Consider the following 13,605-nt stretch of genomic DNA (forward strand, 5'->3'; position numbering starts at 1 on the left):
TATAATTATTCTATTAATCATAAATAAGGAGGGCTATAAAAATGAATATTGAAACAAAATGCTTACATGCAGGATATGAACCTAAGAATGGAGAGACAAATGTACTTCCAATTTATCAGAGCACTACATATAGATATGACTCATCTGAGCATATAGGAAAGTTATTTGATTTATCAGTTGATGGACATATGTATTCGCGTATTTCAAATCCTACAGTTGGGGCTGTGGAAGAAAAAATCGCTGCTTTAGAAGGTGGGGTAGGAGCTCTTTGCACTACATCAGGGCAAGCGGCTGTTATGATAGGGATATTAAATATACTCCATGCAGGAGATCATATTGTAAGTGCAGCGACTATTTATGGAGGAAGCATAAATCTTTTTGCTGTAACATTAAAGAAGTTAGGAATTGAATGCACATTTGTAGATCAAGAAGCTTCAGAAGAAGAAATTCAAAAAGCATTTAAAGATAATACTAAGGCTGTATTTGGAGAAACTATTGCAAATCCTGCCATATCAGTTTTTGACATAGAGAAATTTGCTAGAATAGCGCATAAAAATGATGTACCGCTTATAGTTGATAATACTTTTGCAACTCCAATTCTTTGTAGACCATTTGAATTTGGGGCAGATATAGTTATACATTCTACTACAAAATATATGGATGGACATGCAGTGCAACTAGGAGGGGTAATTGTAGATAGTGGTAATTTTGATTGGACTAGTGGAAAGTTCCCAGAATTTACTGAACCAGACGAGTCTTATCATGGGTTAGTATATACAGAATCATTTGGAAAAGCTGCATATATAACTAAGGCTAGAGTTCAACTTATGAGAGATATAGGAGCATATCCATCGGCTAATTCGGCATTTCTGCTTAATTTAGGACTGGAAACTCTTGCAGTTAGAGTAGAAAAACATTGTAGGAATGCAGAAATAGTTGCAGAATATCTAAGTAAATCTGAGAAGGTTGAATTCGTTAATTATCCAATGCTTAAAGATAATAGATACAATGAACTTGCAAAGAAGTATTTGCCAAAGGGTTGCAGTGGGGTAATATCTTTTTCTATAAAAGGTAGTCGTGAAAATGCAGCTAAATTTATTGATAGTTTAAAATTGGCTTCTAATGTAGTACATGTAGCAGATATACGTACTTGTGTCCTTCATCCAGCAAGCTCAACTCATAGGCAATTATCAGATGATCAATTAGTAGCAGCAGGAATAACTCCAGGATTGGTTAGATTGTCAGTTGGGCTTGAGAATATTGAAGATATTATAAAAGATGTTGAACAGGCATTATATGCAATTTAATTAATGAAAAAATGCCTCAAAATATTGAGGCATTTTTCTTATCTTTCTTTATTAGCTATTTCTGTTAAGATTCTAGCTTCAAATTCAACTAAGTCTATACTTCCTTCATCATCATTTTTTCTGCTTCTTACAGACACAGTATTAGATTCAGCCTCTTTTTCACCTACAACTAGGATATAAGGCACTCTTTCTAATCTAGCTTCTCTAATCTTATAACCAATTTTTTCAGCTCTATAATCTGCTTCAATTCTTACACCCTTGTTTTTTAATGATTTAGCAACAGATTCTGCATAATCATTGTATTTATCTGAGATAGGTAAAACTTTTGCTTGAACAGGTGATAACCAAGTTGGAAAAGCACCTGCATATTTTTCAATAAGCATAGCTAAAGTTCTTTCGTAACATCCAATTGAAGATCTATGAATTATATATGGACGTTTCTTTTCTCCATCCTTGTCTATATAGGACATATCAAATCTTTCAGCTAAGGCAAAGTCTATTTGTATAGTAAATAGAGTATCTTCCTTACCATGAACATTTCTGCATTGTAAATCAAGTTTTGGTCCATAGAAAGCAGCTTCATCATCAGCTTCAACATAATCTATTTTTAAGTGATCTAGTATTTGTTTCATTGTATTTTGAGTGTGGTTCCATGCTTCAGGATCATTGATATATTTTTCAGTATTATTAGGATCCCACTTAGAGAATCTGTAAGTTATATCTTCAGCAATACCTAAAGTACTCATTAGATGATCAATTAATTCAAGAACTCCTTTGAATTCTTCTTCAAGTTGCTCAGGTGTAACTATAAGATGTCCATCAGCAAGAGTAAATTGTCTAACTCTTATAAGACCATGCATTTCTCCTGAATTTTCATTTCTAAATAGAGTAGAAGTTTCAGCATATCTTATAGGAAGATCTCTATAGCTATGTTGTTCAGTATTGTATATAGTATATTGGAAAGGACAAGTCATTGGTCTTAATGCCATAACTTCATCATCTTTATCTTCATCACCTAATACGAACATTCCATCTTTATAATGATCCCAGTGACCAGAAATCTTATATAAATCGCTTTTAGCCATTAATGGAGTTTTTGTTAAAACATATCCTCTTTTTTCTTCTTCGTCTTCAACCCATCTTTGAAGCAATTGAACTATTTTAGCTCCTTTAGGCATCATAAGAGGAAGGCCTTGACCTATGTTTTCATCAGTAGTGAATAATTTTAATTCTCTTCCTAATTTATTGTGATCTCTTTTTTTAGCTTCTTCTAAAGCTTCAAGATGAGCATCTAAGTCACTCTTCTTTAAGAAAGCAGTACCATAGATTCTTGATAGCATCTTATTTTTTTCGCTACCCTTCCAGTATGCACCAGCAGTTCTTATAAGCTTAATTGCCTTTACTGCTTTTATTGACATTAAATGAGGACCGGCACATAAATCAGTAAAATCGCCCATCTTATAGAATGAAATAATTTCACCTTCAGGAAGATCATTTATTAATTCAACCTTATATGGCTCATCTTTCATTAACTCTAAAGCTTCATTTCTTGGAAGTTCAAATCTTTCTATTGAAGGATCTTCTTTTATTATCTTTTTCATTTCAGATTCCAATTTAGTTAAGTCTTCTGCAGTAAAAGCTACATCTCTATCAAAATCATAGTAGAAACCAGTTTGTATTGATGGACCTATAGCAAGTTTTGTTTCTGGGAATAATCTTTTTACAGCATAAGCTAAAACATGAGAGATACTATGGCGTACTGCACTCTTGCCTTCTTCTGAATCAAATGTACATATGCTAAGTTCTACATCTTCATTTACTGTATGACGAAGGTCAACAACCTCACCATTTACAATACCACAGCAAGCATTTCTTGCTAGACCTTCACTAATTCCTTTAGCTATATCTAACACTGAAACGCCAGCTTCAAATTCTTTAATTGAACCGTCTTTTAAAGTTACTTTAATCATTTTAAAACTCCTTCCGTATATGTAATAAATATAATTTTGTAAATAAAAAAACTCCATCTCTAAAATATATAGAGACGAAGTAATATCCGTGGTTCCACTCTAATTACCTAAAAATAGGTCGCTTAAGGTTATCGTAACGTGATAAATACGGACTTTATTAAAGTCACTCAGAGGTGGTCTTCAGTTAAATTCACTTAAAAATACTTCCAGCTAATGTATTTTCTCTCTGAAAATGAAGTATTAACTTACTCTTCTCTTCATCGTTTTTCATATTTGTTAGTATTAATTATAATTATCTAGATTTAGGATGTCAACAGTAAATATAATTTACATATTTTTAACCTAGAACAAATAGGTTTCTTTCAAGGAACTTTTAAAATTAGGAATATAGGTGGAGGTGAAGTTATGTTTAAAAGTATTAAAAGTAAATTATTATTTGTACTAGTTCCTATTTTTATTGTTGGCTGCATTTTTCTTTCTAACTCTGCATATAGGTTAGCTGTTAAGAGTTTAACTGAAAGTAATTTGAGTATTATGAGGGAAATGGCCAAGGTAGCAGCAAGTAATATTAATGATGAAGTTAGTAAAGAATTTAAAATTTTAGATATACTAGTTGAAAATACAACAATAAAGAACAGTAACGTGCCTTTAGAAGAAAGAATAAAGGAAATTAAGCTATTAGTAGGGGAAAATGAATCTATAGATGCTGCAATTACTGATAAAGATGGAAAAGCTGTTTTTATTAGCGGAAAAATTGAAAATATAAAGAATACAAAATATTTTTTGTCAGCTATGGCTGGTAAAAGTCAGGTCATAACTCCGTATTATGATAATGCACTAAAAAAGAAAATAATAGCGTATTCTAGGGCCATTAAGGGTGAAAATAATGAGAATATTGGTATATTGGTGGCATTTAAAGATAGTAGTAAGCTAGGTGAAATAAATAAATCTATTAAATTTATGAATACAGGTAGTGGTTTTATAATAGATAGTTTTGGTAATTATATAGCTCATGAAGATGATAGTTTTGTTAATGAAAATAAAAATATAATATCTTTAACTGAAGATGGGCAAGATTTTTCAGATTTAAATAATATAGGTAAAGATATGACAAGTGGATTTACTGAATCAAAAGAATATGTGTATAAAGGAATTCGAAAATATGTTACATATACTCCCGTGGGGGAAAGTGGGCTTTCTATAGCATTAACTGTAGATAAGAATGATCTGCTAGGAAAATTATTTGATTTGAAGATGGCCAGTATTTTTGTAACAGTAGTTGTTGTCTTGGTTTTAGCTGGAGTAATAGTATTATTAAGCATTAATATAGGACATCCTCTTAAGAAGACAAAAGAATATGTTCATATAATGGCTGATGGCGATTTTACTAAGGAGGTCAATAGTAAATATCTTAAGAGAAAAGATGAAGTTGCAGATATATGCAAATCTATAAATAGAGCAAAGGAATCGATAAGAGGAATGATATATTCTGTAAAGGATACATCAGGAGAAGTTAAAATTAATGCTAATGTATTGTCAAGCATCTCAACAGAACTTAGAGATCTAACCCAAGATATAACTATAGCGATAGAAGGAGTAGCAGATAGAACTGGGAATCAATCATTTAAACTTTTAAATATAGTAGAAAAACTAAATTACTTTAGTAAAAAAGTTAACGATATAAATGAACATGTAAATCATATTAATTTGAAGGCTGAAGAAGTTAAAATTAAAGCTATATATGGAAATAAAGATATGGAGAATTTTGATAAGAAAATAGATAATTTTAATTTAAAGTTTCAAGACTTGCTACGAGAAATAGAAAGTATTAATGAATATATAATGAAGGTGAATAAAATTACGGATTTGATTAATGAAATATCAGAGCAAACAAACCTTTGGGCATTAAATGCAGCTATTGAAGCTGCTAGGGCTGGTGAAATGGGCAAGGGGTTTGCTGTTAGTTGCTGAAGAAATTAGGGCTCTTGCTGAGGAAAGTAGCTTATCTTCAAGGAATATATATAAGATTTTAGGTGAACTTAGAAATAGAATCAGTGGAGTAGTAGAAACAAGTGAAATTATGAATCTTGAATTTAAGTCTCAGAGGAGAAGTGTTAATAATGTATTACAAACATTTAATGGAATATCAGATTCAGTTAAGGATATAGCTCCGGAGATACAAGATATTAAATTTGATTTTGATAAGTTAGCAAATAGTAAGGATGCTATTGTCAAAATATTGGATGATGTAGCTATATCTTCAGAAGAGACTTCATCATCTACAGGAGATGTAATGGATGCTATTGCATCACTAAATAAGAGTAGTAATGATTTAGAACGAAGTTCAGATATTCTTTTAAATAAGTCTAACAAATTAAATGATATGGTTGAAAAATTTATTGTTAATTAGATGTAAAGTATTGATTTTTATGATAAATAATGGTAAAATTCTTTTTGTTGAAACCATTGTTAGCGGAAGTGACTCAATGGTAGAGTGTCACCTTCCCAAGGTGAAAGCTGCGGGTTCGAGTCCCGTCTTCCGCTCCAAAATAGGGAAGGAGTAACTTTTTTATAGAGTTTCTCTTTTTTTATTTATATATAGGAGAAGTTAAACTAAATACAAAAAGAGTGGCTATTGCAAAGTAAAAATTTTAAAATAACCACTCTTTTTAAAATCATTAGTATATATTTTCTAAAATACGCTGAATCTTGAGGTTTTCAAGAGTTTCTTCAGAGTACAATTTGTTTCCCATAAGTCTTAAGATGATATCATCTTTTTTATAGCCTTCTTTATATAATTTAATATCTTTAGTTATTTTCTTTAATGAGTTTACAGAGACTTGAAGTATTTTGCCTAAATCTTTATAGTTATAAAATTCTTTAGGAAGTAAGTTATAAAGTTTATTTTGTAATTCAATTTTATATTTTATATCAGTTTCTAGAGATCTGTGAGGACCATCCTTTCCTCTATGATGCTCTGGGCAGAGATATTTATAATTTATTTCTATATCTAAACCGCCTTCACTTCTATGAATTATATGATGAATATCAGCTTTTTTATTGCAAATTTCACAGAAAAACAATAATAAACCTCCTTTGTTTTTATACTATATATTATACAATAAAATACAATTACATTCAATTTGTGAAAAATAAAAGTTAATTTTCTGTTGTAAAGTTTGTAAAAATTTAATAAATACTCTTTCTTTTTGAATAGAATTAATATAAATAAGTATAATAATTATAGAGGGCAAAATATAAACAAATATTATTGGAATATATAATTTGTTATTTGGAAAGAAAGGTGATAATTAGGTGAGGCAAAATTACAACTCCTTTAAGTATTGGGAAAATATCATAAGTGAAAACAAAACCATTAGAGGACATATGTTTATGCAAAAGCCACCAAAGGAAAAGTCACTATACATTCATACATTAATTTTTAGCAAAAGCAATGGAATAGATAATATTTATGCGTATTTTCCAGATTCCAAAATATTGTTAGGGTATATACAATATTCTTTTTTACAGGAAGCATTCTATAAATGGATATATGGCAAGGATAGAATGGTTACTAAGATTCCGCCTGAACCTGTAGAGATTATTATAAAAAAAGGATTAGATGATGGATTAATAAATAAAGAAATAGCAAAGCTTATGCTAAGTCATTATAGTAGAGTTGAAAGAATGTGGGATTTACCAAAGGAGAGAGTAGTGCCAGAATTGATTAAATTCTCTAGAGAGTTTAATAGAACTTGGTTTGGAAATCATAGAAATTTTATATATATGAAGATATTCAAGGATTCTATTGAATTTGGAGAATTTGTTATTGAATCTATATTAATAACAAATAGTGAGAAGGATTTTGAGCATAAAATAGGTGTGCCTATAGGTGAATGGAAAGAAATATGCAAAAGTGCCACTAGTAGCAAGATAATGGGAGAAAGATTTCAGCAAATAATTCAAAAGAATTTATCAGAGATAATATAAATTATTATAGTATTTGTTAAGCAATTTTAAAAATGTACCCCGAATTTTTAATATAAGCATCAGCTTTTGCTGGTGCTTTATATATTTCTATAAGAAAAAAATATAGAATCTTGACTTAGAAAAATCAAGGTGCTATAATACTCAATGTAATATGCGCTATTAGCTCAGTTGGTAGAGCACCTGACTCTTAATCAGGGTGTCCCCGGTTCGAACCCGTGATAGCGCACCAAAGTAGAACTTTAATAGATACTAATATGAATGAAACCCTGGCAAGTAGACAGATGAAAAAATATGAAGTCTAAATTGCTAGGGTTTTACTTGCATAAAATTCAATATATTTGAAAATTTTTTTGAGCTTGTTTGGGTGTCTCGTAGTGGTCGCCTTGAATGGGCTCTTTTTATGATTCTATAAAATTTTAAAATTAGTCTTATTGTATTCATTGATGCTAATTTAGACAATCTATTATTTTTATATAATTCTCTATATAGAAAAATAAAAAAAGTACTTGAATTTCTGTATTTTATTGAAAAAATAAGAGATAATTATATTGCTAATTATAGAAAAAAATATATATAATATATAATATGTAAATAAATTGTTTGTTTGGTTAAATTGTAGGATAGGAGGCAAAGTAATGGGAGATTTAAATAATGATAATAATGTAGAAGATAAGCTTAGCAAGAATAATAAAAATAAAGGGTCAAAAACTAGAAAAGGACTTTTTTTTGAATGGATAGTTCCAATTTTATTAGCAGTTATAATCGCTTTATTAATAAAACAATTTATTATATTTAAGGCATATATTCCTTCGGAGTCAATGGTGCCAACATTAAATGTAGGGGATCATCTTTTAGTTACAAAAGTATATAATTTAAACAACTTAAAAAGAGGAAATATAATTGTATTTAATTCTAAGGAATTAGATGATATTTTAATAAAAAGACTTATAGGACTTCCTGGAGATGATATAAAGATAGTTAATGGTAAAGTATCGGTAAATGGAGAAGAACTAGAGGAAAGTTATATTATAAATCATGATAATTATAATGGAGAGTTTCATGTTCCAGAGGGAAGATATTTTTTCTTGGGAGATAATAGACCAAACTCTTTTGATTCTAGGAAATGGGTTAATCCATATATTGATGGAAAGGATATAATGGGAAAAGCTCAAGTGAAAGTTTATCCATTTAAAGATTTTGGAACGATTAAATAGTTAAAAATAAAATTCAACATAGATATATGTTGAATTTTTTATCTATTGAACATAAGTAAAAATGTATAGGGAGAATTAACATGAGTAAGTTGGTTGAAATAACAAATATGACAAAGAGTTTTGGCAAAAAAGTAATATTAAAAGATGTTGATATAGAAATTAACGAAAGAGACTCGATTGCACTAGTAGGGCATAATGGCTGTGGGAAAAGTACTTTGCTAAAAATAATTTGTGGTTTAACATCAGTAAGTAGAGGAAATATAAAATACTACAAAAATGTAAAATTTAATTACGTGCCAGAAAGATTTCCTAAAATATCAATTACGCCACAACAATATATTCTTAGAACTGCTTTGATCGAAGGCTTAGCTAAAGATGAAATTAACAAGAAAAGTTATGAACTATTTAGGGAATTTTTTATGGAAAATATAATTAGTACACCAATAAAATATCTTTCAAAAGGATCTATTCAGAAAGTAAATGTTATTCAAGCATTGATAACAAAACCAGATATTTTGCTATTAGATGAACCTTTATCAGGACAAGATGTTGATTCACAAAAGGTATTTATAGAATTAGTACATAAGTTAATAAATGATGGTGTTGCCATTGTGATGTCTTGCCATGAAGAAATATTAATTAATGCTTTATCAAATGTAGTTTATGAAGTTAAAGAGAAAAACATTCAAAGAAGAAGTGCTTTAGAAAAAGTAAATAGAAATTATGATGTTTTAGTTTTTAAGGAAAATGCAAGTTTAAATGAAAAATATAAAAATATAAATGAAAGCATTCGTAAGGTAGACAATAATGGGAATGAAATTAAGTTATTTGTTTCTGAAGATAATAGCAATACAGTGCTGAAGGAAATGATAAATTATGGGTATAAGCTTAGGAGGATGTATAATGAAAACTTTTAATGCACTTTTTAAATATCATTTTATAACTTATTTAAAGACAAATAAATTTGTAATTCCCATGATTGTATGGGTGACAATTATGTGTATTTCATATTCAGTAAAACCAGTGGGAGTTGTATCAAGTTTTGTAATTACAGCAATGTGTTTATTTTTTATAATGTTATGGATTACTTTTTCATATATGGATGGTATAGATGAGGTAGCAGAACAATTAATTATACTAAAGACTAGAAAGCAATCAATATATTACTTAAGTAAAAATATTTTTTTAATGCTTATAGGATTATTTATGAGCATTATGGGAGTTTTGCTTCCTATCGTTGGAAATTTCGTGAACATGTTCAGTTTATTCAATAGAGAATTAGTTATGTGGGATATTTTTTCGGCATTAATAATACATGTGGTTTTTGCTATATTAGGATGTTCATTAGGTACTTTATTTCAGCCAAGATGTATAAAAAATAGAAAGATAGCAATAGAATTGGCTATATTTATTGCAGTAATTTCTTTAGTGAAAGTTGGGATAATGCAAAAGGTTCCAGAAGTTAAATATATTGATTGGATTTTACCACCTACAGGTGAAATTCAAGATTGTTTTAATAATAAAGATATTTTCTATCTGAGTGATATTGTTAAATCTATGTTATATGGTATTATATATAGTTTTGTTTTAAATATTATAAATATTGAAATGTTGAAAAGAAAGCTATTTTAAATATTTTGGGGTAAGAAAACTATTTTTTATGAAGTTAGAGTTAATTTTTTAAAGTAACAGCCTCCTATGATAAAACAAACATATCATAGGAGGCTGTTACTTTCTAATTTATAGGCTTTGTTTGGATTTGTACAAAAAGTATTGAAGGAACATATAAGTAGATGAATAGCTTATATCTCACTAAATCTTCCTTACTTCTAAAAGGCAAATGCTTTGTGAAGAAATTCCTTTCCCTTCACCAGTAAATCCAAGTCCTTCTTCAGTAGTTGCTTTTATGTTTATTTTATCAAGAGATATATTTAATGCATTAGCGATATTATTTCTCATAAGATCAATGTGTGGAGCCATTTTAGGCTTTTGAGCAATTATAGTTGCATCTATATTACATATTTTAAAATTGTTTTTATAAATTAAATTACCAACTTCAGTTAATAATTTTATACTTGAAATTCCTTTGTATTTATCATCGTTATCAGGAAAATGCTTTCCTATATCGCCAAGAGTAGCAGCGCCTAGTAAAGAATCCATTATAGCATGTAGTAAAACATCTGCATCTGAATGACCTAAAAGGCCAAGTTCATGGGGAATATTTACACCACCTAGGATAAGCTTTCTATCAGGTACTAAACGATGTACATCGTATCCCATACCAATTCTCATTCTATCACCTACCTGTTTTTCTTAATATTTTATCATAGTTTAGTAAATTAATGTACTTATTAGAATTTTTGTTTTTTGGTATATGGTGATTTTTTTTATTATGAGTTTCAATTAAAAATTTAATATCTATAAGTATAGAAGAAAAAGCAAAGGTTATATAGTAATTAAAATGAGTAATTCTCTTGTGTCTAAAGATAAAGTCTACATAGATAACATTTTTCCCCATAATGTACCTCGCTTATCAAATTAATTATATTAAAATATATTTAGATTACTTTTAATGTATACGAAACTGGCAGAGCTTTTATATGCTATAATACATTATATGAAGAATAAAAATAATTGATAGTAAATGTCGCATTGATGTTATTTATATATACAAATAAGGGCGGGTGTTTTAGATGGGAGAGTTTAGTAGAAATAAGTATATTTTTTCTGGTGAATCAGCTGTGTTAGATATAGGAGAAAAAGTAATTAATTTAAGAGAAAAGCAAATATCTCTTATGATTAAAGAATTGTTTTTATTCAAGGTTTTTATGAAGGATTTGGTTAGTCATTTTCCTAGTTATAAGGATAGAAATTTAATTTTAAATATAGCATATTATATAATTGAGGATGTGGAACTATTTGAAAAGTTTATGGAAAGAAGAGAATTGTCATTTAGTAAATTGGCGAAGGCAACCCAGGTTTCAAGGGGATTTATAGAGATATGGCAAGACTATATAATAGCTTACGTTATTATTTTTTCAAATCCTAATTATAAATATATTCAAGAGGCTTTGAAAGTGGAAGTCTCAAGTGAATTTGATAGAGCTATACCGTTAGATAATAAAAAGAATGATATACGTAGAGGCATAGTAATAAAGATTCAAAAAAGAAGTAAAATTATTATGACTGGATCAGGTCAATTTGTTAAAATTAAAAATCTTGAGAGCGTAAGAGTTGGAGGAAAAGCTGAAGGGCGAGAAAAGAAAGGGGTAGCACATTTTAAGTTCCATCTTGCTTTAGCTGGTGTGCTTTTAATGTTATTAGCCTTTGCAATATATAAAGATTATAATCATGTAAGCAGTACTATTGTAGTTACGGGGACTTCTCAGGTAAAGCTAGAGATTAATAAAGGAAATAAAGTTATATATACTCACTCGGAAGCTGATAAGGGAAAGGATTTGATTGATTCTGTAAATCCTATGGATAAGAAAATTGATATAGTTTTACGAGATTGTATAGAATATGCAAAAAATAATGATATGATACCCAAGGATGGAATACTAGTAACTATAACTGGGAGGCCTTTAAAGTATGGAGAGTTAGAGGAAACTGGGGAATATGTTTTAGATAAGAAGATATCAATAAAGGTAAATAATGTGGGGAATTTTCAAAATATAAATGAAATTACTGCTTTAAAGAGAAAAGAAGAAGATAAAAAATAAAGAAGTGGATGACACTTCTTTATTTTTTAGTATTTATAAGTCTTGACTTAAATGTATCTAATGAATATTCGGAATTCACGTATATTCTGTCCAAAGCAACCCGATTATCAGTTTTGTTAGCAAGTCCCAAGTTAGTAGTAAATGCTAAAGAATATCCTGCATCTATAGATGCCTTTTTACTATTTTCATTAAAATCTCCAAAAGGATATGCAATAGATAGTACAGGTTTGTTAGTTACACTTTCTATTTTAGCTTTAGAGTCTTTTAATTCTTTTAATTGTTGTTCATAAGTCAAGGTATTCAAATGAACATGATTAACTGTATGACTTTCAATATCAATCCCGTAGTCAGACATTTCTTTAAGTTGAGCGGTTGACATATAGTAACCACTATCTATTCCAGAAGATATTACAAATACTGTTGCTTTCATATTAAGCTCTTTAAGGATTGGGAAAGCATGAGCGTAATTATCGGTATATCCATCGTCAAATGTAATAAGAATACTTTTTTGTGGAATTTCTTTATTGTTCAAAATATAGTCATTTACTTCGGACATTGTTAGTGTGGTATATCCTAAACTTTTTACCAATTGTAATTCTTCTTTTAGTTTTTCAGGAGAAATTGTTACTTCATTTTTTTGCTTGACTTCTGAGTCTGGAAGTACAGAATGATAGTAAAGCACAGGAATACCTATATCTTCACTAGTTAGAGGAAGTCCTTCAAATCTATTTTCAACCTTAGGAGTTGTTTCAGATTCTTTTGGGATATCATTTTCTTCAACATTTGAATTTGATGTAACTTCTGGTTCTTTGTCAGAGGTTTTATTATTAGTTATAAAAAATATAGATAGGGCTATAATTAATATACCTAAGATAATTGAAAAAATAAATATGGGTTTCTTATTTCTTTGAGAATGTTTCATTATTTACCTCCTAAAATTTGTTTTATTACAAAATAAATACTAACACAATACAGGGAGAATGAAAACAAATTATAATGAGAAAATATAGTAAAAAACTGGATGTAATCCACATAGTCCACAAGTGCCTGTGGATAACTTGTTAGAAAGTTGTTAATTTTTATGTTAATTAGTGTGAATTAATGTTGAAAAGAATAAAAATTTTAGATATGCATTTTAATGAGTTGTGGATAACTTGGAAGTAAAAAAAGAAGTTATATGATAGAAACGTTGCTATACCTAGAATTTAGGAATATTAGTGAAAAGATAAATAATTCACAGTGGTTGTTGATTATTTTTTTAAATAAATTTGCCTGTGGATAAAAGCAGATATATGTGTTTCATATACCTGCTTTTTAATATGTGTGCCCAGCATGGGCACGTACTAGTCGGTGAAAGTCCGATATGGGGGTTGATAGTGCCAACCATTAGCTTAAGACAAGG

General features: G+C 29.1%; 12 protein-coding genes, 2 tRNA genes and 1 other annotated feature. Of the genes, 10 read left to right on the top strand and 4 right to left on the bottom strand.

Annotated features, from left to right (window positions below; all coding sequences use genetic code 11):
• Positions 1-41 precede the first annotated feature (41 nt).
• Complete coding sequence (locus FAY47_RS12505; RefSeq protein ID WP_143317108.1) at positions 42-1,307, top strand: aminotransferase class I/II-fold pyridoxal phosphate-dependent enzyme; 1,266 nt, start codon at positions 42-44, stop codon at positions 1,305-1,307.
• 38 nt (positions 1,308-1,345) lie between these two features.
• Here FAY47_RS12505 and thrS read toward each other — a convergent pair whose 3' ends face one another.
• Positions 1,346-3,277, bottom strand: coding sequence for a threonine--tRNA ligase (thrS, locus tag FAY47_RS12510; RefSeq protein WP_143317110.1), 1,932 nt, complete (start codon positions 3,275-3,277; stop codon positions 1,346-1,348).
• 67 nt (positions 3,278-3,344) lie between these two features.
• Positions 3,345-3,547, bottom strand: a binding site (T-box leader).
• Between the two features lie 135 nt (positions 3,548-3,682).
• On the opposite strand from thrS, the gene FAY47_RS12515 reads away from it, so the two are divergent.
• The 3 genes from FAY47_RS12515 (at position 3,683) to FAY47_RS12525 (ending at position 5,824) form a co-directional block, all read left to right on the top strand.
• The gene (locus tag FAY47_RS12515) at positions 3,683-5,248 is read left to right on the top strand and encodes a methyl-accepting chemotaxis protein (RefSeq protein ID WP_143317111.1); all 1,566 of its coding nucleotides are present in this window, start codon (positions 3,683-3,685) and stop codon (positions 5,246-5,248) included.
• Positions 5,214-5,687, top strand: a complete 474-nt coding sequence (locus tag FAY47_RS12520) for a methyl-accepting chemotaxis protein (RefSeq protein WP_207706241.1) — start codon at positions 5,214-5,216, stop codon at positions 5,685-5,687. Before FAY47_RS12515 ends, FAY47_RS12520 begins: the two co-directional genes overlap by 35 nt.
• Before the next feature lie 62 nt (positions 5,688-5,749).
• Positions 5,750-5,824 (top strand) — tRNA-Gly (locus FAY47_RS12525).
• 131 nt (positions 5,825-5,955) lie between these two features.
• On the opposite strand, the gene FAY47_RS12530 is transcribed toward FAY47_RS12525, so the two are convergent.
• Positions 5,956-6,360, bottom strand: coding sequence for an HNH endonuclease signature motif containing protein (locus FAY47_RS12530; protein ID WP_143317115.1), 405 nt, complete (start codon positions 6,358-6,360; stop codon positions 5,956-5,958).
• Positions 6,361-6,592: 232 nt separating this feature from the next.
• Here FAY47_RS12530 and FAY47_RS12535 point away from each other — a divergent pair, with 232 nt between their 5' ends.
• From FAY47_RS12535 to FAY47_RS12555, 5 genes are all read left to right on the top strand, one after another.
• Complete coding sequence (locus FAY47_RS12535; RefSeq protein ID WP_143317117.1) at positions 6,593-7,267, top strand: hypothetical protein; 675 nt, start codon at positions 6,593-6,595, stop codon at positions 7,265-7,267.
• Between the two features lie 153 nt (positions 7,268-7,420).
• Positions 7,421-7,496: transfer RNA gene (locus FAY47_RS12540), tRNA-Lys, on the top strand.
• A 406-nt stretch (positions 7,497-7,902) separates the two neighbouring features.
• Entirely contained in the window at positions 7,903-8,481 is a 579-nt protein-coding gene (gene lepB, locus FAY47_RS12545; RefSeq protein WP_143317119.1) for a signal peptidase I, read from the top strand.
• Between the two features lie 80 nt (positions 8,482-8,561).
• Entirely contained in the window at positions 8,562-9,398 is an 837-nt protein-coding gene (locus tag FAY47_RS12550; RefSeq protein ID WP_143317120.1) for an ABC transporter ATP-binding protein, read from the top strand.
• Positions 9,385-10,113: a hypothetical protein gene (locus FAY47_RS12555; RefSeq protein WP_143317121.1), complete on the top strand. Its 729-nt coding sequence runs from the start codon at positions 9,385-9,387 to the stop codon at positions 10,111-10,113. Before FAY47_RS12550 ends, FAY47_RS12555 begins: the two co-directional genes overlap by 14 nt.
• A 180-nt stretch (positions 10,114-10,293) precedes the next feature.
• On the opposite strand, the gene ispF is transcribed toward FAY47_RS12555, so the two are convergent.
• A complete protein-coding gene (gene ispF, locus FAY47_RS12560; RefSeq protein WP_143317122.1) occupies positions 10,294-10,773 on the bottom strand; it encodes a 2-C-methyl-D-erythritol 2,4-cyclodiphosphate synthase in 480 nt (159 codons plus the stop codon).
• A 401-nt stretch (positions 10,774-11,174) separates the two neighbouring features.
• Between ispF and FAY47_RS12565 the strand changes: the two genes are divergently transcribed.
• Positions 11,175-12,203 (top strand): anti-sigma factor domain-containing protein, encoded by a 1,029-nt coding sequence (locus FAY47_RS12565; protein ID WP_143317123.1) that lies wholly within the window; start codon positions 11,175-11,177, stop codon positions 12,201-12,203.
• A gap of 19 nt (positions 12,204-12,222) precedes the next feature.
• On the opposite strand, the gene FAY47_RS12570 is transcribed toward FAY47_RS12565, so the two are convergent.
• Positions 12,223-13,125 (bottom strand): polysaccharide deacetylase family protein, encoded by a 903-nt coding sequence (locus tag FAY47_RS12570; protein WP_143317125.1) that lies wholly within the window; start codon positions 13,123-13,125, stop codon positions 12,223-12,225.
• Positions 13,126-13,605: the final 480 nt, after the last annotated feature.

It is taken from the genome of Clostridium sp. HBUAS56017, assembly GCF_007115085.1.
GTDB lineage: Bacteria > Bacillota > Clostridia > Clostridiales > Clostridiaceae > Clostridium > Clostridium cibarium.